General features: G+C 63.9%; 20 protein-coding genes. 1 reads left to right on the top strand and 19 read right to left on the bottom strand.

Features of this window, described 5'->3' with window-relative positions; genetic code table 11:
• Nucleotides 1-8 precede the first annotated feature (8 nt).
• The 3 genes from AACH55_RS01585 to AACH55_RS01575 all read right to left on the bottom strand — a co-directional run bounded on the left by AACH55_RS01585 (nucleotide 9) and on the right by AACH55_RS01575 (nucleotide 5059).
• A complete protein-coding gene (locus AACH55_RS01585; RefSeq protein WP_338717654.1) occupies nucleotides 9-839 on the bottom strand; it encodes a DUF2272 domain-containing protein in 831 nt (276 codons plus the stop codon).
• A gap of 186 nt (nucleotides 840-1025) precedes the next feature.
• Entirely contained in the window at nucleotides 1026-3779 is a 2754-nt protein-coding gene (secA, locus tag AACH55_RS01580) for a preprotein translocase subunit SecA (protein ID WP_338717652.1), read from the bottom strand.
• A gap of 302 nt (nucleotides 3780-4081) precedes the next feature.
• On the bottom strand, nucleotides 4082-5059 hold the full coding sequence (locus tag AACH55_RS01575) for a M23 family metallopeptidase (RefSeq protein WP_338717651.1): 978 nt from the start codon (nucleotides 5057-5059) through the stop codon (nucleotides 4082-4084).
• Nucleotides 5060-5112: 53 nt separating this feature from the next.
• Between AACH55_RS01575 and AACH55_RS01570 the strand changes: the two genes are divergently transcribed.
• Entirely contained in the window at nucleotides 5113-5667 is a 555-nt protein-coding gene (locus AACH55_RS01570) for a DciA family protein (protein ID WP_338717650.1), read from the top strand.
• Between the two features lie 140 nt (nucleotides 5668-5807).
• Here AACH55_RS01570 and lpxC read toward each other — a convergent pair whose 3' ends face one another.
• The 16 genes from lpxC to rsmH form a co-directional block, all read right to left on the bottom strand.
• Complete coding sequence (lpxC, locus tag AACH55_RS01565; RefSeq protein ID WP_338717649.1) at nucleotides 5808-6743, bottom strand: UDP-3-O-acyl-N-acetylglucosamine deacetylase; 936 nt, start codon at nucleotides 6741-6743, stop codon at nucleotides 5808-5810.
• A 196-nt stretch (nucleotides 6744-6939) separates the two neighbouring features.
• Entirely contained in the window at nucleotides 6940-7446 is a 507-nt protein-coding gene (locus AACH55_RS01560; protein WP_338717648.1) for a peroxiredoxin, read from the bottom strand.
• Between the two features lie 192 nt (nucleotides 7447-7638).
• A complete protein-coding gene (gene ftsZ, locus AACH55_RS01555) occupies nucleotides 7639-8829 on the bottom strand; it encodes a cell division protein FtsZ (protein ID WP_338717647.1) in 1191 nt (396 codons plus the stop codon).
• Between the two features lie 311 nt (nucleotides 8830-9140).
• Nucleotides 9141-10373 (bottom strand): cell division protein FtsA, encoded by a 1233-nt coding sequence (gene ftsA / locus AACH55_RS01550; protein WP_338717646.1) that lies wholly within the window; start codon nucleotides 10371-10373, stop codon nucleotides 9141-9143.
• Between the two features lie 10 nt (nucleotides 10374-10383).
• Nucleotides 10384-11154 (bottom strand): cell division protein FtsQ/DivIB, encoded by a 771-nt coding sequence (locus AACH55_RS01545; protein WP_338717645.1) that lies wholly within the window; start codon nucleotides 11152-11154, stop codon nucleotides 10384-10386.
• A 28-nt stretch (nucleotides 11155-11182) separates the two neighbouring features.
• Nucleotides 11183-12187 carry a D-alanine--D-alanine ligase gene (locus AACH55_RS01540; RefSeq protein ID WP_338717644.1) on the bottom strand — a complete coding sequence of 335 codons (1005 nt, stop codon included), beginning with the start codon at nucleotides 12185-12187 and terminating at the stop codon, nucleotides 11183-11185.
• On the bottom strand, nucleotides 12184-13611 hold the full coding sequence (murC, locus tag AACH55_RS01535) for a UDP-N-acetylmuramate--L-alanine ligase (RefSeq protein WP_338717642.1): 1428 nt from the start codon (nucleotides 13609-13611) through the stop codon (nucleotides 12184-12186). The genes AACH55_RS01540 and murC overlap by 4 nt, the downstream gene beginning before the upstream one ends.
• On the bottom strand, nucleotides 13608-14690 hold the full coding sequence (gene murG / locus AACH55_RS01530) for an undecaprenyldiphospho-muramoylpentapeptide beta-N-acetylglucosaminyltransferase (protein ID WP_338717641.1): 1083 nt from the start codon (nucleotides 14688-14690) through the stop codon (nucleotides 13608-13610). Before murG ends, murC begins: the two co-directional genes overlap by 4 nt.
• Complete coding sequence (gene ftsW / locus AACH55_RS01525; RefSeq protein WP_338717640.1) at nucleotides 14687-15952, bottom strand: putative lipid II flippase FtsW; 1266 nt, start codon at nucleotides 15950-15952, stop codon at nucleotides 14687-14689. The genes murG and ftsW overlap by 4 nt, the downstream gene beginning before the upstream one ends.
• Nucleotides 15949-18042: a UDP-N-acetylmuramoyl-L-alanine--D-glutamate ligase gene (gene murD / locus AACH55_RS01520; RefSeq protein ID WP_338717639.1), complete on the bottom strand. Its 2094-nt coding sequence runs from the start codon at nucleotides 18040-18042 to the stop codon at nucleotides 15949-15951. The genes ftsW and murD overlap by 4 nt, the downstream gene beginning before the upstream one ends.
• A gap of 119 nt (nucleotides 18043-18161) precedes the next feature.
• Nucleotides 18162-19331 (bottom strand): phospho-N-acetylmuramoyl-pentapeptide-transferase, encoded by a 1170-nt coding sequence (gene mraY / locus AACH55_RS01515; protein WP_338717638.1) that lies wholly within the window; start codon nucleotides 19329-19331, stop codon nucleotides 18162-18164.
• 1 nt (nucleotide 19332) lies between these two features.
• The gene (gene murF / locus AACH55_RS01510; protein ID WP_338717637.1) at nucleotides 19333-20793 is read right to left on the bottom strand and encodes a UDP-N-acetylmuramoyl-tripeptide--D-alanyl-D-alanine ligase; all 1461 of its coding nucleotides are present in this window, start codon (nucleotides 20791-20793) and stop codon (nucleotides 19333-19335) included.
• Nucleotides 20790-22316 (bottom strand): UDP-N-acetylmuramoyl-L-alanyl-D-glutamate--2,6-diaminopimelate ligase, encoded by a 1527-nt coding sequence (locus AACH55_RS01505; protein WP_338717635.1) that lies wholly within the window; start codon nucleotides 22314-22316, stop codon nucleotides 20790-20792. The genes murF and AACH55_RS01505 overlap by 4 nt, the downstream gene beginning before the upstream one ends.
• Entirely contained in the window at nucleotides 22316-24094 is a 1779-nt protein-coding gene (locus AACH55_RS01500) for a penicillin-binding protein 2 (RefSeq protein ID WP_338717634.1), read from the bottom strand. The genes AACH55_RS01505 and AACH55_RS01500 overlap by 1 nt, the downstream gene beginning before the upstream one ends.
• Entirely contained in the window at nucleotides 24091-24363 is a 273-nt protein-coding gene (gene ftsL, locus AACH55_RS01495; protein WP_338717633.1) for a cell division protein FtsL, read from the bottom strand. The genes AACH55_RS01500 and ftsL overlap by 4 nt, the downstream gene beginning before the upstream one ends.
• Entirely contained in the window at nucleotides 24360-25340 is a 981-nt protein-coding gene (gene rsmH, locus AACH55_RS01490) for a 16S rRNA (cytosine(1402)-N(4))-methyltransferase RsmH (RefSeq protein ID WP_338717632.1), read from the bottom strand. The genes ftsL and rsmH overlap by 4 nt, the downstream gene beginning before the upstream one ends.
• Nucleotide 25341 lies beyond the last annotated feature (1 nt).

Here is a 25341-nt window from a genome sequence, read left to right as displayed (position 1 = left end):
TCTCCGTATCAGGGCAGCAGGTTCTTGACCACCACCAGCCACGGGCGCGCCGCAATGGGCTGGGCGACACCCCGGGCATCCACGGAGATCAGCGATTCGGAGACCGAATTGAAGACATTGCCACCGATCACGCCCGCCCAGCCGTCATCGGCATGCACCTCCACCACGATGTCGCAATGGCCGGCCAGGCCGGGGCGGATTTCGTCGATGGAGGTGATGTTGTTGTTGCCGCGCGGCGCGCAGATCAGGTCACCGGGCGCGATCGGCTCGCTCTCGGCCGGACGCAACACGAATTGCGGCGAGGGGCGCGACTGGCGCTCCTTGAGGAAGCTCAGGTAATTGAAGTGGGTTTCGTTGGGGGCGAAATCCTGCGGCGGCACGTTGGTCGTGACCATCAGCCAGGAAATGAAGGCGGCCGACCAGGCTTGCTGGCAGTCAGCGCCGGTCAGGTTCTTGCCCACCGCATGCCAGTATTCGGCCACCCGCTGGACGGCCTCGCCTTCATCTTCCAGCAGGCCCAGGCGCGGAGCGCTGAAGGGTTCGTGGCGCATGTCGATCTGCTGGTTACCGAAGAAGTCCCACTCGGCCTTGGCCGCCTCCACCAGCGCGGCGCGCGTGGGCGGGGCGGTGCTGATGGCCACGGCCGGCACGCTGGTATCGGTCACCGCAATGGAGGGCGTGACCGGGGCGTAACCGGGACCGCTGTCGCGCCATTGCGGCAGCGGCGACGAGGCGCAGCCGGCCAGCAGCACGGCAGCGGCGGCACAGCTCAGGCGGGAAGAGAGAGAAAACCGCAGAAAAGCACGCGGCAAGGCGCGGACCAGCTTGGCGAAGGGCATGTTCTTGTTCTCCTGGGCGGCAGGCGATGACTGACGGAGCAGCCATGATAAGGGCAGCCGGGCAAAATTTTGCAGAAGCCTTCACCTGGCAGATGTAAAAAAGGCTGTCCAAGCTTGCGATTGGACAGCCTCTTCACATCGGGCCAAAAAGCGGCTGAACCGGACCCCGGTCAGCTCAGTTCAGGCTCACGCCAGCTTGCCGTGGCACTGCTTGTACTTCTTGCCGCTGCCGCAGGGGCAGGGATCGTTGCGGCCGACCTTGGGGTATTCCGAACCGTCTTCTGTACCGGCCTGGGCGGTCGGTGCCAGCAGTTCTTCCGGTGCGGCCTCGGGGTCGAAGTCGGCGTGCTGGTAGTTGACGTTGATGGGCGAGCCACCGGACATGCTTTCCTCGGCCGCTTCGATTTCTTCGCGGCTCTGGATGCGCACGGTCATGACGACCTTGATGACTTCGTTCTTGATCAGGTCCAGCATCTGGGCGAACAGCTCAAACGCTTCGCGCTTGTATTCCTGCTTGGGGTTCTTCTGCGCATAGCCGCGCAGGTGGATGCCCTGGCGCAGGTGGTCCAGTGCGGCCAGGTGTTCGCGCCAGTGGTTGTCGATGCTCTGCAGCATGACACTGCGCTCGAAACCGGCGAAGGCGTCCACGCCGACCACGGCCACCTTGGATTCGTAGGCCTCCCTGGCGGCGGCGAGCAGGCGCTCCAGCAGGTCGTCGTCGGCCATGTCGGGTTCGGCCTTGAGCATGCCCTCCAGATCGACATCCAGCTGCCACTCGTTCTTGAGCACGGCTTGCAGGCCGGGGATGTCCCACTGCTCTTCCATCGACTCGGCCGGCACGTATTCGCGGAACAGGTCGGTGAAGACGCCATCGCGCAGCGAGGCGATCATCTCGGCCATCTCGGCCGACTCCAGCAGTTCGTTGCGCTGCTGGTAGATGACCTTGCGCTGGTCGTTGGCGACGTCATCGTATTCCAGCAACTGCTTGCGGATGTCGAAGTTGCGGGCTTCTACCTTGCGCTGGGCCGATTCGATGGAGCGGGTCACGATACCGGCTTCGATGGGTTCGCCTTCGGGCATCTTCAGGCGGTCCATGATGGCGCGCACGCGGTCGCCGGCGAAAATGCGCAGCAGTGCATCGTCCAGCGACAGGTAGAAGCGCGAGGAACCCGGATCGCCCTGGCGGCCGGAACGGCCACGCAGCTGGTTGTCCACCCGGCGCGATTCGTGACGCTCAGTACCGATGATGTGCAGGCCGCCGGCATTGACGACGTGGTCGTGCAGGGACTGCCATTCGTCGCGCAGTTGCTGGGACTTGGCGGCCTTGTCGGCATCCGACAGGGATTCATCGGCCTCGATCAGCTGGATCTGCTTGCCCACGTTGCCGCCCAGCACGATGTCGGTACCGCGGCCGGCCATGTTGGTGGCGATGGTGATCATCTTGGGACGGCCGGCCTGTGCCACGATCTCCGCTTCACGCGCGTGCTGCTTGGCGTTCAACACGTTGTGCGGCAGCTTGGCCTTGGTCAGGATGCCCGAGAGCAGTTCCGAGTTCTCGATCGAGGTGGTGCCCACCAGCACCGGCTGGCCGCGCTCGTAGCAGTCCTGGATGTCCTTGAGCATGGCCATGTACTTCTCTTGCGCGGTCTTGTAGACCTGATCCTGGCGGTCCTTGCGGGCATTGGGACGGTTGGGCGGGATCACCACGGTTTCCAGGTGATAGATTTCCTGGAATTCGTAGGCTTCGGTATCGGCGGTACCGGTCATGCCGGACAGCTTGGCGTACATGCGGAAGTAGTTCTGGAAGGTGATCGAGGCCAGGGTCTGGTTCTCGTTCTGGATCTTCACGCCTTCCTTGGCTTCGACCGCCTGGTGCAGGCCATCGGACCAGCGGCGGCCGGTCATCAGGCGGCCAGTGAATTCGTCGACGATCACCACTTCACCGTTCTGCACCACGTAATGCTGGTCGCGGTGATACAGGGTGTGCGCGCGCAGGGCGGCGTACAGGTGGTGGATCAGGGTGATGTTGGCGGCGTCATAGAGCGAAGCGCCTTCGGGCAGCAGGCCCATCTGGGTCAGGATTTCCTCGGCCTTGTCGTGACCGGCTTCGGTCAGCAGCACCTGGTGGCTCTTCTCGTCCTTGGTGTAGTCACCGGGGACTTCGATCTTGCCCTTGCCGTCCGGGGTTTCCTCGCCGATCTGCAGGGTCAGCAGCGGCGGCACGGCGTTCATCTTGTGATACAGCTCGGTGTGATTCTCGGCCTGACCGGAGATGATCAGCGGGGTACGCGCTTCGTCGATGAGGATGGAGTCCACTTCGTCGACGATGGCGAAGTTCAGGGCGCGCTGCACGCGGTCGTCGGCGTCGAAGACCATGTTGTCGCGCAGGTAGTCGAAACCGAATTCGTTGTTGGTACCGTAGGTGATGTCGGCGGCGTAGGCTTCCTGCTTGACGTCGTGTTCCATCTGCGACAGGTTCACGCCGGTGGTCAGGCCCAGCCAGCTGTAGAGGCGGCCCATGTCTTCGGCATCGCGCTGGGCCAGGTAGTCGTTGACGGTCACTACGTGGACGCCCTTGCCGGCGAGTGCATTGAGGTAGGCTGGCAGGGTCGCCATCAGGGTCTTGCCCTCACCGGTGCGCATTTCGGCGATTTTGCCGAAGTGCAGCGCCATGCCGCCGATCAGCTGCACGTCGAAGTGGCGCATCTTGAGCACGCGGCGGGAAGCTTCGCGGCAAACCGCAAAGGCTTCCGGCAGGATCGCGTCGAGCGTCTCGCCGCCGGCGATGCGTTGCTTGAATTCGGGCGTCTTGGCTTGCAGTTCGGCGTCGGTCAGCTTCTCGACCGAGGGCTCCAGCGCATTAATCTGGCGGACGATTTTTTGATATTGTTTGAGCAGTCGCTGGTTACGGCTGCCGAAAATCTTGGTCAGGAATGACATGCTTGGATTCTATAAAAGCGCCGATGAACGATCCGGCAGAGTGACGTTGGGCTCCCGGCCGCCGGGTTCCAGCCGGCCACGCCCGAAAATGAACCACGGATTTTAGCACGCAGGCCCCCTGCATTGGCTTGACGAAAGGCCTCGCGCCGCGTTCGCTTTAGATCGGGCGTGTTTACAAGGTTTCAATGGGAAGCCGGAATTTGGCTGAAACCGTCATGCCGGGCTTATCCGGTATGCAACAATTTGCCAGGAATGCGGCTTTCAGACCGCTTGCCAAGCCGGAAACGCCCGCCCGACGCTGCTCAGTGACCTGCCACGAAGACCGGCAACTGCTTGGGCTGATTGCCGCCGGTGGCGCCCAGCGCCAGGAACTTGCGCGGATCCTGGGCAATGCCGCGGATACGCACCTCGAAATGCAGGTGCGCCCCGGTCGAGCGGCCGGTCGAGCCCACATCGGCCACGTGCTGGCCACGCTTGACGATATCGCCCACCTTCACATACAGCCGCGAGGCATGGGCATAACGGGTGATGATGTTGTTGCCGTGGTCGATTTCCAGCATGTTGCCAAACTGGTAATGATATTCAGAGGCAATCACCACGCCGGCGGCGGCGGCGACGATGCGGGTGCCGACCGGGGCTGGGAAGTCCAGACCTTCGTGGAAGGCGTTGTGGCCGGTGAAGGGGTCGAGCCGCCAGCCGAAGCTCGACGAGTTGTAGGCCACGTTGACCGGTTGATTGGTGGGCAAGAGGCGCGACTTGATCTTGTCGCTCATCAGGGTGGATTCGACGGCGTTGAGGTAGTCGGTGCGATGGCCGGCGTCCACGGCCAGGTTGTCGAGCATGCGGCGCAGCTCGTCCATGCCGACGTCGCGGCCGGGACCGGCGATGCTGGAGACTTCGGCGCCGCCGCGACCGGGCAGTTCCTTGAAGTTGAACTCTTCGGGACGGATGCCGGCCAGGCCCTGCACCCGCTCGCCCAGCGCATCCAGGCGCATCATCTGGGCCTGCATCTCGCCGACCTTGACGGCCATCATGGCCAGGTTTTCCTTGAGGAATTTCTCGTTGCGGCCGTCTTCTTCCTGGCTCATCGAGACGGCCAGCTTGTGCAGCATCGGCGAGGCATCGGGGTTGCCCGCGCGGTTGAGCAGGAAGTAGGTAATCGACAGCGAAGAGCCGGCCACCAGCGTGACCAGCAGCAACAGCAGCAGCAGAATGTGCTTGGTGCCCAGCGTGACGGAGCGGGCTTTGGTGAGGCGGGGGTGCAGCAGGATAATTTGCATCTTTGCTCCTTGGTCTCCGGCCGGTCAGACACCGGATGTGATAAGGTTTAAAGATGAAGTACCCATCTACGTTCACCCCTTATCGGCCTGCTCCCACGAGCGCTCAACGCATGGCGAAGAGCACGAAGGGAGCCGCGGATTTCTTGCGGTCGAATTCGACGATGGCGGCGCTGTTGCCCGCCCTAGCTCGCATGGGCACGCTGCAGCAGTCGGTCGCCGCGAACTTGCCGGCGATGTTTGCCGCGTGTCAGATCTTACAGTTTGAAGCTGGCGTGCTGGTCATGAGCGCCCCCAATGCAGCGCTGGCGGCCCGGTTGAAGCAGCAAACCCCGAGGCTGCAGGACCGCCTGCTGAAGGACGGATGGCAGGTTAATTCAATCCGAATCAAAGTGCAAGTTGGCCGAACGGCCCCCCCGCCACCGCCAAAACGCGTGCTCGAACTGACCGACAACGCCCTCTCTTCCTTCGCCGAACTCAGCAGTACGCTGGCCAGCGATCCGCGCAGCCAGGGCCTGAAAGAAGCCATCGATGCCATGATACGGCGGCGCGACCAGCGCAGAATGGCCAAGGAGGCAGGTGAAGACCCGCCATTTCCTCAGGGAAAATAGCCGGATGGCGAAATCCATCTAAAAAATTTACAAGATATTTCCCATCAGATCGCCAGCAAGGCAAGAGCGCGCCAGAAAACCAAACGCCCCGGTCCAGGCCGGGGCGTTTTGCGTTGGGGCATCTGCCGCAGGGGCAAGCGTCAGTTCAGCGCCCACTCCTGCTGGGCTTGCATCACATAGGTCTGCGGTGCCTGTTCTAGCTGGTCGAAGCTGACGATTTCGTAGGCATCCGGCTGCGACAGCAATTCACGCAGCAGCAGGTTGTTCAGTCCATGACCGGACTTGTGGGCGTCGTAGCTGGCCAGGAGCGGATGGCCGATGATGTAGAGGTCGCCGATGGCATCCAGGATCTTGTGGCGCACGAACTCGTTGTCATAGCGCAGGCCATCGGCATTGAGGATGCGGTATTCATCCATGACGATGGCGTTCTCGAAGGAACCACCACGGGCCAGGCCCATGCCGCGCAGGGTTTCCACATCCTGCATGAAGCCGAAGGTACGCGCGCGGGCGATTTCCTTGACGTAGGAGTCGATGCCGAAATCGACCTCGGCCACTTGCCCGGTACCGTCCACGGCCGGGTGGTTGAATTCGATGAAGAACTTCAGGCGGAAGCCATCATACGGTTCCAGGCGGGCCCATTTTTCCTTGTCGCCGGTGCCTTCGCGCACTTCCACCGGCTTCAGGACGCGGATGAATTTCTTCGGTGCGTTCTGCTCCTGCAGGCCGGCCTGCTGCAGCAGGAAGACGAACGACGAGGCCGAGCCGTCCATGATGGGAATTTCTTCTGCGGTCAGATCAATGACCAGATTGTCGATGCCCAGGCCGGCGCAGGCCGACAGCAGGTGCTCGACGGTGGAGACCTTGGCGCCATCCTTGGTCAGGGTCGAGGCCATGCGGGTATCACCCACGCCGGTGGCGATCATCGGCAGCTCGACCACGGGATCGAGATCCACGCGGCGGAACAGGATGCCGGTATCGGGTGCGGCCGGACGCAGGGTCAGCTCGACCTTGGTGCCGGAGTGCAGGCCGACCCCTGTGGTCTTGACCAGATTCTTGATTGTGCGCTGTTTCAACATCCGGCCATTATAGCCAAGATGCCCTAGCCCCGCCCCGGCGGGCGCGGCTTTGTTGCAAATCGTTCCCATCTGCAAAGTGCCGTCAGGATCATGTCAGCCGGCCCGAAAACGGATAAATGATTTCCGCAAGAAAAAACGGCATGCCGCAGCATGCCGTCCTCTTCATGGCCGGGGATGCCTGGCCACCAGCCACTCATCAGCCCAGTTGCGCCAGCAGGGTCTCGGCGTTGGAGACTTCGAACTTGCCCGCTGCTTCCAGGTTCAGCTGCTTGACCACGCCATCTTCGACCAGCATGGAATAACGCTGCGAGCGTACGCCCATGTTGCGTTCGGTCAGATCGAATTCCATGCCCAGGGCCTTGGTGAAGGTGGCGCTGCCGTCACCGAACATGCGCACGATGCCGGTGGCTTTCTGGTCGCGGCCCCAGGCGCCCATGACGAAGGCGTCGTTGACCGACAGGCACCAGATCTCATCCACACCCTTGGCCTTGAACTGGTCGGCCAGGGCGATGTAGCCCGGAACGTGCTTGGCCGAACAGGTCGGGGTGAAGGCGCCGGGCAGGGCGAACAGCGCGATCTTCTTGCCCTTGACCAGCTCCGATACCTTGAAGGCGTTCGGGCCCAGGCTGCAGCCTTCGGTCTCGGTCTCGATGAATTCGGTCAGGGTGCCTTCGGGCAGGCGGTCGCCGATCTTGATGGTCATGGTGTTTCCTCGTCTGGTTGGTTGAATCAAATTGGGGGGAACAGATCAATCTGTGCCGATGAATCGATCGGGCAGATGAGCTGCCGGTGCGCTGCGCAAAAAAAAAAACGCCGCGCACCAGGCGCGGCGTTAGTATGCCTTGGAACCGACCGGCCTGCTGTGAAGCGGCCGGTCAGCCGTGGCAGAGGACGATCAGTCCGCCTGCTTGCGCAGGAAGGCCGGGATGTCGTAGGTTTCCATGCCGTTCTTTTCCAGCGCGCGCACGGTGTCGGATGCCGACTCGCGGCGCCACACGGCCGGCGCCTTCAGGCCACCGAAGGCCGCACCGGCCGGTTGCGCGGTGCCTTGCGGCATCACACCACCGACGGCCATCATCGGCTCGTTGTGGGTACCGGTGCGCATGACCGGGGTCTGCACCAGCTGCACGGCCTTGCGTGCGCGGCCCAGGCCGGTGGCCACGACGGTCACGCGGATCTCGTCACCCATGCTGTCATCGTAGGCGATGCCCTGGGCGATCGAGGCGTCCGGTGCGGCGAAGGCGCGCACGGTGGCCATGACTTCCTTGATTTCCTTACCCTTCAGGCTGCGGCTGGCAGTGACGTTGACCAGCACGCCGCGCGCGCCGGAGAGGTCGATGCCGTCCAGCAGCGGCGAAGCCACGGCCTGCTCGGCGGCCACGCGGGCGCGATCCACACCGGCCGCAGTAGCGGTACCCATCATGGCCTTGCCCTGCTCGCCCATGATGGTCTTGACGTCGTTGAAGTCGACGTTGATGTGGCCCGGCACATTGATGATTTCGGCGATACCGGCCACCGCATTGTTCAGCACGTCATCGGCATGCGACAGCCATTCGATCATGCTGTCATCTTCGTAGATCTCTTCCAGCTTTTCGTTGAGGATGATGATCAGCGAATCGACGTGCTGAGACAGCTCTTCCAGACCGGCGTCGGCGATGTCCATGCACTTCTGGCCTTCGTAGGAGAACGGCTTGGAGACCACGGCCACGGTCAGCGCGCCCAGCGACTTGGCCACTTGCGCCACCACGGGTGCAGCACCGGTGCCGGTGCCGCCGCCCATACCGGCCGCGATGAAGACCATGTGCGCGCCGCGCAGGGAGTCTTCGATGCGGGCGCGGGTTTCCTCGGCCAGACGGCGGCCGACTTCAGGCTGCATGCCGGCACCCAGACCGGTGTCGCCGATCTGGATGACGTTGTGTGCCTTGGATTGCTTCAGTGCCTGGGCATCCGTGTTGGCGGCGATGAATTCCACGCCGGACACACCCTTGTTAATCATGTGCTGAACGGCATTGCCGCCCGCACCGCCAACGCCCACGACCTTGATGATCGTACCCAGCGTCGCATTGTCGACCATATCGATTTCCATGATGACTCCTTAAAATATATGTGTCCTGCAGCTGGCAGTTGATAGGCATCACGCGGTGTGACGACTAGCAACTGATCACTGCTGTCTATATGCTCAATTACCGATGTTTCTTCTAATGCTGATACCGATGATGCCAATGATGCGACTGATGCCTTGATACCGCTATTCTAAGAAAAGCCAGCGTCAAATTTGCGGCCCTTCTCATCATTTTTTACTGCCAGAACCGTACAACTGAACCGCCAGAAACTCCCAATGCTTTTACATCCTGATGCATTCGCCGGCACCCGCCACTGGCGGCCGCCGGCAGGTATTCAGAAATTGCCGAGGAACCACTCCTTCATGCGCTGCCAGACCGCCTTCACCGAGCCTTCCTGGCGCGTCACGATGTAGCCGCGCAAGTATTGCTTCTTGGCTTCCTGCAACAGGCCCAGCACGGTCGAGTAGCGCGGGCTGCGCACCACGTCGGCCAGCTGGCCGCTGTATTCGGGCGTACCCAGGCGGGCGGGCTTCAGGAAGATGTCTTCGGCCAGCTCGGTCATGCCCGGCATCATGGCCGAGCCGCCAGTGAGCACGATGCCCGAGGACAGCACCTCTTCATAGCCCGACTCGCGCACCACCTGATGCACCAGCGCGAACAGCTCTTCCACACGCGGCTCGATGACCGCTGCCAGCGCCTGGCGCGACAGCGTGCGCGGATTGCGGTCACCCAGGCCGGGCACTTCCAGCGTCTCGCTCGGATCGGCCAGGATCTGCTTGGCCACGCCATAGCGCAGCTTGATCTCTTCAGCTTCCAGCGTCGGCGTGCGCAAGGCCATGGCGATATCGTTGGTGATCTGGTCACCCGCAATCGGAATCACCGCGGTATGGCGGATCGCGCCTTCGGTAAAGACCGCCACGTCGGTGGTGCCGCCGCCGATGTCGACCAGCACCACGCCCAGCTCGCGCTCGTCGGTGGTCAGCACCGAATCGGCCGAGGCCATCGGCTGCAGGATCAGGTCCGACACTTCCAGGCCGCAGCGGCGCACGCACTTGACGATGTTCTGCACGGCAGAGACCGCACCGGTGACGATGTGCACCTTCACTTCCAGGCGGATGCCGCTCATGCCGATGGGCTCGCGTACGTCTTCCTGGTTGTCGACGATGAATTCCTGCGGGACCGTGTGCAGCAACTGCTGGTCGGTCGGGATGTTGACCGCCTTGGCGGTCTCGATCACGCGCGAGACGTCGGCGGCGGTGACTTCCTTGTCCTTGATGGCGACCATGCCGCTGGAATTGAAGCTGCGGATGTGGCTGCCGGCAATCCCCGTGTAGACATTGCGGATCTTGCAGTCGGCCATCAGCTCGGCTTCTTCCAGCGCGCGCTGGATGGATTCGACCGTGGCCTCGATGTTGACCACCACGCCTTTCTTGAGCCCCTTGGATTCGGACTGCCCCAGCCCGATCACTTCATGGCGGCCGTCGGGCAGCACCTCGGCCACCACCGCCACCACTTTCGAGGTGCCGATGTCCAGACCGACGATCAGATTTTTTGCGTCTTTTGTCATAGCGTTCCGCTTATTTCTTTTTCCCGTTCATTGCCGCCAGCACCAGGCCATCCGCCTTCAAGGCCATCCCGTTGGGATAGCGCAAGTCGACGCTTTCTATCTTTCCTTGCAATCGTTCCAGCAGTTGCGGATAGACCGCCACCAGCCGCGCTACACGTTCCTTCAAAATCGCATCGCCCTGCTCACGACCCAGCTCGACCGTCATGCCATTGTCCAGCCGCACGGTCCAGGCATAGCGGTTCGACAGCACCACCGACTCCGGCTCCAGCTTGATGGGCGCAAACCACTGGCGGAACTGCGCCAGCCGGGTCACCACCTCTTTCTCGCTGCCGGGCGGGCCATCGAACTCCAGCAGGTCACCGTCATCCTCGGCCTCGGCCAGGTTGGCGGTGAACACGTCACCCTTTTGCGAGAGCAGCTTGCCATCTTCGCCCCAGGTACCCAGGGCCTTGTGTTCCTCGATCTTCACCACCAGCCGGTCCGGCCATTCACGCCGCACCATGGCCTTGCGCACCCAGGGCACGGCTTCGAAGGCCGCACGCACCGCCGTCAGGTCGGCCGTGAAGAAATTGCCGTGGATGCGCGGCACCGCAGTGGCCCGCACCGTCAACGCATTGACCTTCTCCAGCGGCATGTCGCTGGCCGATTCGATGCGTATCGTGTGCAGCGTAAACATCGGCCGCTGCGCCACCCACCATAAACCGGATGCCACCAGGGCCAGCAGCACCAGCGCAAAAAGCGCACTGCTGATGGCGTTGAGCATCTTGACGTCCTGCCACATCGACGCGTTCTTCCTTAAACCCGGACCATCACGGCTGGTCCGCCTGCGGCGTCCAATCCTTGGATGGCCTCATGTCCAGCGAGGCCATCGCCAGAATCTCGCAGCACAGGTCTTCATAGCTCATGCCCACCGCCTTGGCCGCCATCGGCACCAGCGAATGACCGGTCATGCCGGGCGAGGTGTTGATTTCGATCAGGTAAGGCTCAGCCTTTCCATCGGCCTCGCGCAGCATGAAATCCACGCGGCTCCAGCCACGGCAACCCAGCGCATTGAAGGCACGTACCGCCAGATCCTGGATATGGCGCGTCAGTTCCTCATCCAGCGGGGCCGGGCAGTAATATTTCGTGTCGTCGGTGAAATACTTGTTCTGGTAGTCGTAATTGCCGCCCGGGGCGCAGATCTCGATGATCGGCAAGGCCCGCGCATCGCGTCCCTGCCCCAGCACCGGCACCGTCAGTTCACGGCCACGGATGAATTCCTCGGCCAGCACCACGCTGTCATAGCGGGCGCACATCTCGAAGCTCGCCTGCATGTCGGAATAGCCGTTGATCTTGGCAATGCCGATGGTCGAGCCTTCATGCGGCGCCTTCAGCATCAGCGGCAGGCCCAGCTCATCGGGCACTACGCGCAATTGTTCGCGGGTAGCGGTCTTGGTATCCAGACTCAGGAAGCGCGGCGTGGTCAGGCCGTGCGAGAGCCAGATGCGCTTGGTCATGATCTTGTCCATGGCGATGCTGGAGGCCATCACGCCGGGACCGGTATAGGGCAAGCCCATCTGTTCCAGCGCCCCCTGCAGCGTGCCGTCCTCGCCATAGCGTCCATGCAGGGCGATGAAGACGCGATCGAACTTCTCGGCCTGCAATTCACCCAGGCTGCGTTCAGCCGGATCGAAGGGATGCGCATCCACTCCCTTGCTGCGCAGGGCCTGAAGGACGCCGCTGCCCGACATCAACGATACTTCGCGCTCGGCGGAGCGGCCACCGAAGAGCACGCCGACGCGGCCGAAACCCTTGATCTGTTCCTGGCTGATCATGCGACCCCCTGTTCGTTCTTGCCACCGGCTTGCGCCACCAGGCGGCCCGGCACGGCGGAAATCGAGCCCGCGCCCATGGTCATGACCACATCGCCATCGCGCACGACGTTACGGATGGTCTCGGGCATGTCGCCGATATCGTCCACGAAGACCGGCTCCACCTTGCCGGCCGCACGCAGCGCATGCGCCAGCGAACGGCCATCGGCGGCCACGATAGGGGCTTCACCGGCGGAATAGACTTCACCCAGGACCAGCACATCGGGAGACGACAGCACCTTGACGAAATCCTCGAACAGATCACGCGTACGGGTATAACGGTGCGGCTGGAAGGCCAGCACCAGACGGCGGCCCGGATAGGCGCCACGGGCGGCGGCGATGGTGGCAGCGGTCTCGACCGGGTGATGGCCGTAATCGTCCACCAGCGTGAAGTGACCAGCGGGATTGCCCTGCGCGTCGGTAATCGGCACTTCGCCGTAACGCGTGAAGCGGCGGCCCACGCCGTTGAATTCGGTCAGCGCCTTCTGGGTGGAGGCATCGTCCACATCCAGCTCGCGCGCAATGGCAATGGCCGCGCAGGCGTTCTGCACGTTGTGCATGCCGGGCTGGTTCAGGCTCACCTGCATGGGGGCGTAGCCGTCCTGGATCACGGTGAATTCCATCTTGCCGTCCACGGCGCGGGCCTCTGTGGCGCGCACGTCGGCATCTTCATGGAAGCCATAGGTGAGGATAGGCTTGGAGACCATCGGCATGATCTCGCGCACGTGCGGATCATCCAGGCAGAGCACGGCCACGCCGTAGAACGGCAGGCGCTGGGTGAACTCGACGAAGGCCTGCTTCAGGCGCGCGAAATCATGGTTGTAGGTTTCCATGTGATCGGCATCGATGTTGGTGATGACTTCGATCACGGGGGTCAGGTTGAGGAAGGACGCATCGGACTCATCGGCCTCGGCCACGATGAATTCGCCGGTACCCAGCTTGGCATTGGCGCCGGCGCTGGTGAGGCGGCCGCCGATGACGAAGGTCGGGTCCAGCCCGCCCTGCGCCAGCACGCTCGCCACCAGGCTGGTGGTGGTGGTCTTGCCGTGGGTGCCGGCAATGGCAATGCCCTTCTTCAGGCGCATCAGTTCACCCAGCATCACCGCACGCGGCACGATGGGGATGTGCTTCTTGCGCGCGGCCAGCACTTCCGGGTTGTCGCCCTTGACGGCGGTGGAGGTGACGATGGCGTCGGCGCCTTCGATGTTCTCGGCCGCATGGCCATAGCGGATGCAGGCGCCCAGCTGTGCCAGGCGCTGGGTGGCTGCGTTGCTGCCCAGGTCGGAGCCCGAAACGCCATAGCCGAGGTTAAGCAGCACCTCGGCGATGCCGCTCATCCCGGCGCCGCCGATGCCGACGAAGTGAATATTCTTGACGCGATGCTTCATGGTGTTACCAGTCCTTCCAGCACGCGCGCGATTGCCTCGTTGGCATCGCGCCGGCCTTGTTCGTATGCCGCCTGCGCCATGGCATGGCATGCAGCGCGGTCCAGTTTCTGCAGCAAACCGGCCAGATGTTCCGGCGTCAGTTCGCGTTGCGGCAGGTGAATCGCCGCCTTGTTCTGTGCCATCCACCTGGCATTGTCGATCTGGTGCGAGGTGGTCGATACCGCCAACGGCACCAGCACGCTGGCCACACCCGCTGCCGTCAGCTCGGACACGGTGATCGCGCCAGCGCGGCAGATCACCAGATCGGCCTCGGCATAGCGGCGCGGCATGTCGTCGATGAAATCGACCACTTCGGCCTGCACGCCTGCGGCCTCGTATGCCGAACGCAAGGCCGCGATATGCTGCTTGCCCGACTGGTGCGTCACCTGCGGGCGCAACGCAACGGGCAGCTTCGCCAGCGCAGCCGGCACGTTGTCATTCAACACCTTGGCGCCCAGGCTGCCGCCGACCACCAGGATCTTCAGCGGACCGCTGCGGCCGGCGTAACGCTGGACCGGCTGCGGCAGCGCGATGATTTCCTTGCGCACCGGATTGCCGGTGACCTCGGCCTTGCCGGCTGCACGACCGAAATCGGCAGGGAAGCCAAAGAGCACCTTGGTCGCCATCGGCGTCAAGGTCTTGTTCGACAACAACAGCGCCGCATCCGCATTGACCAGCACCAGCGGCTTGCCGCGCAGGCGCGCCATCATGCCGCCCGGCACGGTGACGTAACCGCCCATGCCCAGTACCACATCGGGGCGACGACGACCGAGGATGGCATGGCAATGCAAGAAGCTTGCCGCCAGCCGCCACACGCCCTTGACCGTATGCATCAGGCCCTTGCCGCGCAGGCCGGCGAAGACGATGCTGTCCATCTCCACGCCATGGCGCGGCACCAGCTCGCGCTCCATGCCGTGCGAGGTGCCCAGCCAGCTCACCTGCCAGCCGCGCGCGCGCATGGTATCGGCAATGGCCAGGCCCGGGAAGATATGGCCACCGGTACCGGCCGCCATGATCAGCAACTTGCGGGGCGCGCTCACAGGCGGCCTCCGCGCATGAGCACCCGGTTTTCATAATCGATGCGCAACAGGATGGCCAGGCCCACACAATTCAGCAGCACGCCCGAACCGCCATAACTCATCAGCGGCAGCGTCAGGCCCTTGGTCGGCAACAGGCCCAGGTTCACGCCCATGTTGATGAAGGCCTGCACACCCAGCCAGATGCCGATACCCTTGGCCACCAGGCCGGCAAAGGTCAGATCCAGGGCGATGGCCTGGCGGCCGATTTCGAAGGCATGCTTGACCAGCCAGTAGAACAGCAGCACCACCACCAGCACACCGGCGAAACCGAGTTCTTCGCCGATGACAGCCAGCAGGAAGTCGGTATGCGCCTCCGGCAGGTAATGCAATTTCTCCACGCTGCTGCCCAGGCCCACGCCAAACAGCTCGCCACGGCCGAAGGCAATCAGCGAGTGCGACAGCTGATAGGCCTTGCCCAGCGCGTTGTCTTCTTCCCAGGGATTCAGGTAGGCGAAGATACGCTCGCGCCGCCACGGCGAGGTCACGATGACCAGCGAGAACACGCCCACCAGCGTCGCGCCGATGCCGCCGAACCAGACACCGTTGATGCCGCCCAGGAACAGGATGCCCATGGCGATACAGACGATCACACCGAAGGCGCCCAGATCGGGCTCCAGCAGGAGCAACAGGCCGACCAGGCCGACGGCGGCGGCCATCGGGAAGAAGCCCTTGACCAGCTTGTGCATCACCGCCTGCTTGCGCACCGTATAGTCGGCGGCATAGAGCACGATGAAGAGCTTCATCAGTTCGGACGGCTGCAGGTTGATGATCTTCAGCGAGAGCCAGCGCTTGGCGCCGTTGACGCCCTTGCCCACGCCGGGAATGAGCACCATCAGCAGCAGGATCAGGGTAATGGCGAACAGATACGGCGCCCACTTCTGCCAGGTTTCCATGCGCACGCGGAACACCACCGCGCCGGTCATGATGGAGAGCACGATGAAGATCGCCTGACGGATCAGGAAGTGATAGTTCGAATAGGAAGCGTACTTGGGCGAATCCGGCAACGCCACCGAGGCCGAATAGACCATCACCATGCCAAAGAGCATGAGCAGCAGCACCACCCAGATCAGGGGCTGGTCGTATTCCATCATGCGCGAGCGCTGCTCGAATCCGATGCTGCCCGAGGCGCTGCCACGGCCGCTGCGCGCACGGCCGGCCGGCACCGGGGCGGCCTCCTTGCGGCCACCCAGCCAGCTACGCATCACGGACAGGCCCAGTTTCATGCCAGCACCTCACCGCGCGAGAGCGCCAGTTCACGCACCGCATCCACGAAGACTTCGGCGCGATGGGCGTAGTTGCGGAACATGTCCAGGCTGGCGCAAGCCGGCGAGAGCAGCACGATGTCACCCGCCTGGGCGATCTGCCCGGCCTGCTCCACCGCCTGCTCCAGCGTGGCGCAATCGATCAGTTCGACACCGCTGTCGGCCAGCGCGGCCCGCACGGTGGGGGCGTCACGGCCGATCAGCAGGACCGCGCGTGCATATTTCTGCACCGGCAGGTCCAGCGGCGAAAAATCCTGGCCCTTGCCATCGCCGCCGGCGATCAGCACGATGCGGTTGGGCCGGCCACCCAGCCCCAGGCCGTTCAGCGCCGCCACGGTGGCACCGACATTGGTGCCCTTGCTGTCGTCGTAGTACTCCACTTCCTGGATCACGCCGACCAGTTCCACGCGATGGGGCTCGCCGGTGTAGTCACGCAGGCCGTGCAGCAGCGGTGCCATCGGCAGATCGATGGCGCGGCACAGGGCCAGTGCGGCCAGGGCGTTCATGGCGTTGTGGGCGCCGCGGATCTTCAGGGCATCGGCGGGCATGAGGCGCTTGAGCGTCACGGGCGGCGGCAGCATGTCCTTCTGCTTGCGGCGGCGCTTGCCTTCCGGCACTTCATCGTCTTCATGCACGAAGGCATTGGCCAGCCATTGCATGCCGTTGTCGTTGACCAGACCGAAGCTGTTGGGCGTGGACGGTTCATCCAGGCCGAAGGTGGACAGCGGCGCGGCAGCGGAGGCCATTTCCATCACCAGCGCGTCGTCGCGGTTCAGAACGCGCACGGTGTCCGGGCCAAAGATGCGGGCCTTGTCGGCGGCGTAGTTTTCCATGCTGCCATGCCAGTCGAGGTGATCCTGAGTCAGGTTGAGGACGGTGGCGGCGTGCGGCTGCAGACTGTGCGTGGTATGCAGCTGGAAGCTGGACAGCTCCAGTACCCAGGCCTGCGGCATGGAGCCGCGATAGGTCGGCTCGGGCGGGGGCGGCGGCGGGACTTCGACCAGCGCATCTTCCTCGGCCTTGCGCGAGACTTCCATGAAGTCGCCCAGGTTCATCGCTTCGCCAGTGGTGGCAGGCGCGTTGGTATCGGCTTGCGGCACCACGTCGGAGGCCACGTCCAGGGTGGCTTCTATGGCGGGGGCGGGGGCGTCTTGCGGCGCGCCCTCTTCGGAGGCCGGTTCGCTGGCACTGGCTGCCTCGGCATCGTCGGATGAGACCTCGGTGGCGGGCTGTGCTGGCTCTTGCGCTGGCTCTTGTGCAGACTCAGCAGCGACCAGCAACTCCAGCTGCGGGGCGGGTTCAGGCTCGGCGGGTTCGGAGGGTGCGACGGCCTCGCCGGGCTGCTCCTGCAACACCGGCACGGCAATCGCGGCCGCTTCCTCGATGCGGGCGGCGGCGCGGCGGTGCTTCTCGGTCTCGGCGGCCTGCTGGGCGTCCAGCACGGCCTGCTGCGCCGCCTGTGCCTCGGCTTCGGCGGCGGCCTGTTCGGCAGCAATCGCATCCTGCTCGGCCAATTCGGCCAGGAATACCTTGTCCTTGATGACGGCTTCGCGCAGCACATCCAGGGCGGCCGGGCTGATGTTGCCGGCCACCTGCACCGACAGGCCGGCGCGCTGGCACAGCAGGCCGGTCAGGCGGGTCACGGTGGTCTTGCCGTTGGTGCCGGTGATGGCCAGCACCTTGGGTTGATACAGGGTTTCTTCGCGCAGCGCGGCCAGCGCCTGCGCAAACAATTCGATCTCGCCCCACAGCGGCAGGCCGCGTTCGGCGATGGCCGGCATCAGCGGCGCCAGCTCACCCTCGGGCGCCAGGCCCGGACTGACGGCGACGAAATCGATTCCATCCAGCAACGAGGGCGCCAGTGCCTGGCCCAGCACGGCTTCGGCTGCCGGCGCCTCGGCGCGCAAGGCGGCCAGGCGCCCGGCCAGCGCCGCTTCACTGCGGGTATCGGCCACGCGCACGCCGGCGCCGCAGTAGACCAGCCACCGCGCCATTGCCAGGCCGGACTCGCCGAGTCCGAGCACCAGAACGTGTTTGCCCGAGTAATTCATCTTGTTTTCCGACTCACTTCTTCATTAAGGTCTTGCCATGCAGGGCCCAGCCCTGCCAACCACAAAGGCGCCGCTTGCATTTCGTCACAAGGGGCGCCGTTTTTCTTCATATCGCCTGTTTACCGCAACTTCAGCGTCGACAGGCCGACCAGCACCAGCATCATGGTGATGATCCAGAACCGCACCACCACCTGGGTTTCCTTCCAGCCCTTCTGCTCGTAGTGATGGTGCAGCGGCGCCATCAGCAGCACGCGGCGGCCGGTGCCGAAACGCTTCTTGGTGTACTTGAAATAGGCCACCTGGATCATCACCGACAGCGTTTCCACCACGAAGATGCCGCCCATGATGAAGAGCACGATTTCCTGCCGCACGATCACGGCGATGGTGCCCAGCGCGCCGCCCAGCGCCAGTGCGCCGACGTCGCCCATGAACACCTGCGCCGGATAGGCGTTGTACCAGAGGAAGGCCAGGCCCGCGCCGCCCATGGCACCGCAGAAGATCAGCAATTCACCGGCGCCCGGGATGTGCGGGATGAACAGGTATTTGGCATAGGACGCATTGCCTGTCAGGTAGGCGAACAGACCCAGGGCCGCACCGACCAGCACGGTCGGCATGATGGCCAGGCCGTCCAGACCATCGGTCAGGTTGACTGCATTGCTGGTGCCGACGATGACGAAATAGGTCAGCGCAATGAAGCCCCACACGCCCAGCGGATAGGTGATGGTCTTGAAGAAGGGCACGATCAGGTCGGCCTTGGGCGGCAGGTCCAGGCTGAAGCCGGAACGCACCCAGGCCACGAAGAGGTCGAAGACCTTCATGTTGCTCACTTCGGAGACCGAGAAGGCCAGGTAGAACGCCGCCACCAGGCCGATCAGCGACTGCCAGAAATATTTTTCGCGCGAGCGCATGCCTTCGGGATCGCGATAGACCACCTTGCGGTAGTCATCGACCCAGCCGATGGCGCCGAAGCCGAGCGTGACGATCAGCACGATCCACACGAAGCGGTTGGACAGGTCCGCCCACAGCAGGGTCGAGATGCCGATGCCGATCAGGATCAGCACGCCGCCCATGGTGGGAGTGCCGGACTTGATCAGGTGGGTCTGGGGACCATCGGTACGCACGGCCTGGCCGACCTTCATGCGGGTGAGCATGCGGATGACGGCGGGTCCGGCGATCATGCCGATCAACAACGCCGTCAGCGTGGCGAACACCGCGCGGAAGGTGATGAAGTTGAACAGGCGCAGAAAGCCGAAGTCCTGTTGAAAATTCTGTGCGAGCCAGACCAGCATGCTAATGGGTCTCCTGTTGATGTTGCGTGAGTGATTCAACGTTGACCAGATGCTGTACAACTCGCTCCATCTTCATGAAGCGTGAACCTTTTACCAAAACGGTCGCGCCCTGCGGCGCGGCCTGCTCCACCGCCGCATTGAGTGCGCCGATGTCGTCGAAATGCATGGCCTGCGCTACGTTTTGCAGCGTGGGGCCATACGAAGTGACGGCGTATTTCGTCAATTCGCCCAATCCAAAGAAAAGCGGAATGCCACGGCTGCGCGCATAGGCACCGATCTCGGCATGGAACTGCGGACCCTGGTCACCGACTTCGCCCATGTCGCCCAGCACCAGCACGCGCGGGCCGGCGATGGCGGCCAGTACGTCGATGGCGGCGCGCACCGAATCGGGGTTGGCGTTGTAGGTGTCGTCGATCACCAATGCGCCGCTGCGCGCCACTTTGCGCTGCAGGCGCCCATTGACCGGGGCAAAGCTCTGCAAGCCACGCACCACGGCGTCCACCGGGATGCCGGCACCGAGTGCGCAGGCAGCAGCCGCCAGTGCGTTGCGTACGTTGTGCTCACCGACGGCGGCCAGTTCGACCTTGAACTGCGCGGGCGGCACGGCCAGCCCCTTGACGGTGACCTGCAGCGTGCTGCCGAAGGCGGTGGCCTGATAGCTGGCACTCACATCGGCTTGCGCATTCAGGCCGAAGGTCAGCACGCGGCGCGCACCGGCTTCTTCGCGCCAGAGCGGGGTGAAATCATCATCGGCCGGGAACACGGCCACGCCATCGGCGGGCAGGTGGCGGATCACGGCGCCGTTTTCGCGGGCCACCGCTTCCACGCTGGCCATGAATTCCTGGTGCTCGCGCTGGGCATTGTTGACCAGGCCCAGCGTCGGCGCGGCGATGCGCGAGAGCACGGCGATCTCGCCCGGATGGTTCATGCCCATCTCGATGACGGCGGCCTGGTGCTGCGCGCGCAGGCGGAACAAGGTCAGCGGCACGCCGATCTCGTTGTTGAAATTGCCGCGCGTGCCCAGGTAGCCGTCTTCACCGAAGGCGGCCGCGAGGATGGCGGCGATCATTTCCTTGACGGTGGTCTTGCCGTTGCTGCCGGTCACGCCGATGACCGGAATCTGGCGCTGCGCACGCCAGCCATGGGCGATCTGGCCCAAGGCCACGCGGGTGTCGGGCACCACGATGGCCGGCACGGCAAGGCCCGGCGGCACGCGCTCGACCACCACGGCGGCAGCGCCCTGGGCGGCCACTGCATCGAGGAAATCATGCGCATCGAAACGTTCGCCGCGCAGCGCGACGAAAACATTGCCGGGCTTGACCGCACGACTGTCGGTGAGGACATCATTGAGTTCGAGCACGCCCTGCGGCGCATTGACCACGCCCGGCACGGTGTGCGCGGAGGCGGCTTCCCCGGCGGTGCGGATCCATTCCAGCAACTGGTGGAAATCGAATCGCATCATGCGCCTCCCATCATGGTCGAGCGCGCGGCCAGGGCCAGCGCGACATGATCGGCATCGAGGAAGGGCAATTTCTTGCCGGCGATTTCCTGATAAGGCTCATGGCCCTTGCCGGCCAGCAGCACCACGTCGGACTTGGTGGCATGGCGGATCGCCCACAGGATGGCACCGGCGCGATCAGGCAGCACGGTCGGCTCGACGCGGCTCATGCCGGCACGGATCTGGTCGATGATGACTTGCGGATCTTCGGTGCGCGGGTTGTCGCTGGTCAGCACGACCTGATCGGCCTGCTCGGCGATCTGGCCCATCTGCGGGCGCTTGCCCGGATCGCGGTCACCGCCGCAGCCAAACACGCACCACAGCTGGCCACCGCGCTGGGTAGCGACCTGGCGCAGGGTGGAGAGGGTCTTGTCGAGCGCGTCGGGGGTATGGGCGTAATCAATCACGATCAGCGGCACATCGGGGCCGCCGAATTGCTGCATGCGGCCAGGGGCCGGGGTCAGTGCGGCAGCGGCGGCCACCACCGCATCCCAGGCCACGCCTTGAGTAAGCAGCACACCCATGATGCCCAGCACGTTGCTGACGTTGAAGCGGCCGACCAGCTGAGTCTTGACCTGGCCGCTGCCGAAGGGCGAGTCCACATGGAAAGTGGTACCGGTATGGCTGCTGCGCAGTTGGGTCGCGCGCAGGGTGGGTACGCCTTGCGTGTCGCCACCCAGCCCGTCGGCAATGGCGTAGCCGATCACCGGCAGCTTGCGCTCGGCCAGCAGCGGCAGCAGGCGCTGGCCCATGCCATCGTCCAGGTTGACCACGGCGTGCTTGAGGCCGGGCCACTGGAAGAGCTTGCGCTTGGCCTCTTCATAGGTCTGCATGTCACCGTGGAAATCCAGGTGATCGCGGGTGAAATTGGTCAGCAGGGCGACGTCGACGTGCATGCCATTCATGCGTCCCTGGGCCAGCCCGATGGACGAGGCCTCGATGGCCAGCGCCCCCACGCGGGCCTGCGACAGCTTGGACAGGCTGCGTTGCAGCAGCACGGCGTCCGGCGTGGTATAGCCGGTGACGTCGAAACCTTGCGGCTTGCCGTTGATGAAGGTACCCACGCCCAGGGTGCCGATCACGCCGGCAGCGCTGGCACCGGGCAGGCGCGAGAGCGCCGTGCCCAGCCAGTAGGCGCAGGAGGTCTTGCCATTGGTGCCGGTGACGGCCACCGTCAGCATGTTCTGGTCAGGCTGGCCGTACCAGGCGGCGGCGATCTCGCCGGCACGGGCCTTGAGATCGGGCACGGCCAGGTGCGGCTCTTCGATCTGGTCGGGCCAGGTATAGCCATCGGCTTCATACAGCACGGCGGCGGCGCCGCGCTCGACGGCATCGGCAATATAGGAGCGGCCATCGGCGTCGCCCACGTAGGCGAAGAACACGTCGCCCGGCGCCACGCGGCGGGAATCCGAGGTCAGCTGCGCAGACGGCGCCGCCTGGCGCAGCCAGGCGAAGATGTCTTGAAGGCTCAGAACGCGCTCGGACATTACATGCTCTCCTCAAGCGGTTCTTTGGGAATGATGATGTTGGTCACGCTGGAGTCCGGCGGTACGTTCAATGCGCGCAAGGCATTGGCGGCCACGTTGGCAAACACCGGACCGGCCACCGGGCCACCGTAGTGCTGGCCTTGCGGCTCGTCGATCATCACCGAGATGATCAGGCGCGGGTCCGACATCGGGGCAATGCCCGAGAAGGAGGCCACGTACTTGCGCACGTACTTGCCGTTTTCGATCTTGTAGGCCGTACCGGTCTTGCCGCCCACGCGATAGCCCGGCACCTGGGCCTGGGGCGCGGTGCCGCCCGGAGCGACCACAGTTTCCAGCATGCGCCGCATCTGCAGGGCGGTATCGGGCGAGATGACACGCTGGCCGATGGGCGAATCGGTGACCTTGGTGAAGGACAGCGGAATGATGTCACCATTGCGGGCAAAGATCAGGTAAGCGTGCGCCAGCTGGATCAGCGAAACCGAAATGCCGTGGCCGTAGCTCATGGTGGCCTGCTCGATCGGACGCCACGACTTGTAGGGACGCACGCGCCCGGCGACCGCACCTGGGAAGCCGAACTTCGGCTGCTGGCCGAAACCCACCGTGGTGAACATTTCCCACATCTCTTCCGGCGGCATGCCCAGCGCGATCTTGGCCGTACCGATGTTGGAGGACTTCTCGATGATCTGCGCCACCGTCAGGGCACCATGTGCATGGGAGTCGCCGATGGTGGCCGTGCCGATGGTCATCTTGCCGGGCGCGGTCTGGAACACGGTGGAGGGCGTGACGCGATGGGTATCCAGTGCCAGGGCCACGGTGAAGGGTTTCAGGGTCGAGCCGGGTTCGAAGGTATCGGTCACCACGCGGTTGCGCAGCTGCGCACCGGTCAGCACGGAACGGTCGTTGGGGTTGTAGGTCGGCAGGTTGGCCAGAGCCAGCACTTCACCGGTCTTGGCATCGACCACGATGATGCCACCGGCCTTGGCCTTGTATTTTTCCACCGCTTCCTTCAGTTGCGTGAAGGCGATGTACTGGATCTTGCTGTCGATGGAAAGCGTGAGGTCGCGGCCATCATGCGGTTCGCGGATGGATTCGATGTCTTCCACCACACGGCCCAGGCGATCCTTGATGACGCGGCGACTGCCGGTCACGCCGGCCAGCGTCTTCTGGGCGGCCAGTTCCATGCCGTCCTGGCCGGCATCCTCGATATTGGTGAAGCCGACCACGTGCGCCATCACCTCGCCTTCAGGATAGAAGCGCTTGTATTCCTTGCGTGTCTCGATGCCGGGGATGCCCAGCTTGACGATCTTGTCGGCGGTATCCTGCTCGACCTGGCGCTTCAGATAGACGAAGCTGCGATCCGAATCGAGTTTCTTGCGCAGCTCGGCATCACTCATCTCCAGCAGCTTGGCCAGTTGCACCAGCTTGTCCTTGGGCGCGGCCTGGACGTCATCGGGAATGGCCCAGATCGCCTTGACCGGCACCGAAGATGCCAGCACCTGGCCATTGCGGTCGGTGATCTTGCCGCGCGTGGCGGGCATTTCCAGCGTGCGGGCGTAGCGGGAGGCGCCCTGCTTCTGCAGGAAATCGGTGGATACGCCCTGCAACCACAGTGCCCGCAGCACCAGTGCCACGAAGGCCGCAAACAGCACGAACAGCACGAAGCGCGAGCGCCAGGCCGGCAGCTTGACCTGCAGGATGGGGTTGGAAGAAAACGCCACGCCTTTGGAAGCGGCCACACGACCGCCGGCGAGGTTGGTACGCGGAGGCATCTTGGTCATTGCGCCCCCACGGTCAGGTATTGGGTACGGGCGGCGGTCACCGGGACCATGCCCAGGTCACGCCGCGCCAGCTCTTCGATGCGGGCGTTCTTGCCCAGCGTGGACTGGTCCAGCTGCAGCTGCGCCCAATCGACGTCGAGCTGGCGGGCCGCGCTCTGCGCGCGTTCCAGCTCGATGAAGAGACTGCGGGCCTTGTACTGGGCGCTCACGACCGACAGCGCGCAACCCACCAGCATGATGGTCAGCAGGATGCACAGACGCCCGGTCATGCAGGCGCCCCTTGGGTGAGCGATGCAGCAGCCGTAGTGCGCTCGAGGCCGCGCATGACCGCCGAGCGGGCACGCGGGTTGGCTTCCACCTCAAAAGCGCTGGGCATGACACGCGGCAGCAGGCGCGCCGGCGCTTGCGGCAGGTCCACCGCACGAATCGGCAGGCGGCGGTCAGGCTGCGGCGCATGGGCTTTGGAGGCCATGAACTGCTTGACGATGCGATCTTCCAGCGAGTGAAAGCTGATCACGACCAATCTCCCGTGCTGCGCCATCTGGGCAAATGCCTTGTCCAGTCCTACTTCGAGTTCTTCAAGCTCTTGATTGACGAAAATCCGTACAGCCTGAAAGGTGCGAGTGGCCGGGTCTTTGCCTTTCTCGCGGGTTTTGACGGCTTGTGCCACGAGCGCGGCAAGCTGTCGTGTGCTTGAAATTGGCTCGATTGCCCGGCCAGCAACAATCTTCTTTGCAATCTGAAGAGCAAACCGTTCTTCCCCATAATCTCGTATCACCTTTGCAATCTGCTGTTCATCTGCCGTTGCCAGCCATTCCGCTGCCGACACGCCACGGGTGGTATCCATGCGCATGTCCAGCGGGCCATCGAGGCGAAAACTGAAGCCGCGCGCGGCGTCATCCACCTGCGGCGACGAGATGCCCAAATCCATCAATACCCCGTCGACCTGCGCGATGCCGCGTGCGGCGAGCGCTTCATCCATGGTCGCAAAACTGTCATGCACGATCTCGAAGCGAGCATCGGTGATCTTTTGCGCCGTGGCGATGGCCAACGGATCCTTGTCAAATGCGATCAGGCGCCCTTGCGGGCCCAGCCTGGACAGGATGGCGCGGCTATGACCGCCGCGACCGAAGGTTCCGTCCAGGTAAATGCCATTGGCGCGCTCGCCCTCGATGGCCAGCGCGTCCACGGCTTCTTCCAACAGCACGGTGCGGTGCTGCAGCTCGGGCACCGGTTGCAGATTCATC

The sequence above is a fragment of the Herbaspirillum sp. DW155 genome, assembly GCF_037076565.1.
Lineage (GTDB): Bacteria > Pseudomonadota > Gammaproteobacteria > Burkholderiales > Burkholderiaceae_D > Herbaspirillum.
Note: the sequence above shows the minus strand (reverse complement) of the source record. Positions and strands in the feature narration are given on the sequence as shown.

Coding starts and splice junctions, on each gene's coding strand:
- AACH55_RS01585 (WP_338717654.1), bottom strand. CDS start 839: ATGCCCTTCGCCAAGCTGGTCCGCGCCTTGCCGCGTGCTTTTCTGCGG.
- secA (WP_338717652.1), bottom strand. CDS start 3,779: ATGTCATTCCTGACCAAGATTTTCGGCAGCCGTAACCAGCGACTGCTC.
- AACH55_RS01575 (WP_338717651.1), bottom strand. CDS start 5,059: ATGCAAATTATCCTGCTGCACCCCCGCCTCACCAAAGCCCGCTCCGTC.
- AACH55_RS01570 (WP_338717650.1), top strand. CDS start 5,113: ATGAAGTACCCATCTACGTTCACCCCTTATCGGCCTGCTCCCACGAGC.
- lpxC (WP_338717649.1), bottom strand. CDS start 6,743: ATGTTGAAACAGCGCACAATCAAGAATCTGGTCAAGACCACAGGGGTC.
- AACH55_RS01560 (WP_338717648.1), bottom strand. CDS start 7,446: ATGACCATCAAGATCGGCGACCGCCTGCCCGAAGGCACCCTGACCGAA.
- ftsZ (WP_338717647.1), bottom strand. CDS start 8,829: ATGGAAATCGATATGGTCGACAATGCGACGCTGGGTACGATCATCAAG.
- ftsA (WP_338717646.1), bottom strand. CDS start 10,373: ATGACAAAAGACGCAAAAAATCTGATCGTCGGTCTGGACATCGGCACC.
- AACH55_RS01545 (WP_338717645.1), bottom strand. CDS start 11,154: ATGTGGCAGGACGTCAAGATGCTCAACGCCATCAGCAGTGCGCTTTTT.
- AACH55_RS01540 (WP_338717644.1), bottom strand. CDS start 12,187: ATGATCAGCCAGGAACAGATCAAGGGTTTCGGCCGCGTCGGCGTGCTC.
- murC (WP_338717642.1), bottom strand. CDS start 13,611: ATGAAGCATCGCGTCAAGAATATTCACTTCGTCGGCATCGGCGGCGCC.
- ftsW (WP_338717640.1), bottom strand. CDS start 15,952: ATGAAACTGGGCCTGTCCGTGATGCGTAGCTGGCTGGGTGGCCGCAAG.
- murD (WP_338717639.1), bottom strand. CDS start 18,042: ATGAATTACTCGGGCAAACACGTTCTGGTGCTCGGACTCGGCGAGTCC.
- mraY (WP_338717638.1), bottom strand. CDS start 19,331: ATGCTGGTCTGGCTCGCACAGAATTTTCAACAGGACTTCGGCTTTCTG.
- murF (WP_338717637.1), bottom strand. CDS start 20,793: ATGATGCGATTCGATTTCCACCAGTTGCTGGAATGGATCCGCACCGCC.
- AACH55_RS01505 (WP_338717635.1), bottom strand. CDS start 22,316: ATGTCCGAGCGCGTTCTGAGCCTTCAAGACATCTTCGCCTGGCTGCGC.
- AACH55_RS01500 (WP_338717634.1), bottom strand. CDS start 24,094: ATGACCAAGATGCCTCCGCGTACCAACCTCGCCGGCGGTCGTGTGGCC.
- ftsL (WP_338717633.1), bottom strand. CDS start 24,363: ATGACCGGGCGTCTGTGCATCCTGCTGACCATCATGCTGGTGGGTTGC.
- rsmH (WP_338717632.1), bottom strand. CDS start 25,340: ATGAATCTGCAACCGGTGCCCGAGCTGCAGCACCGCACCGTGCTGTTG.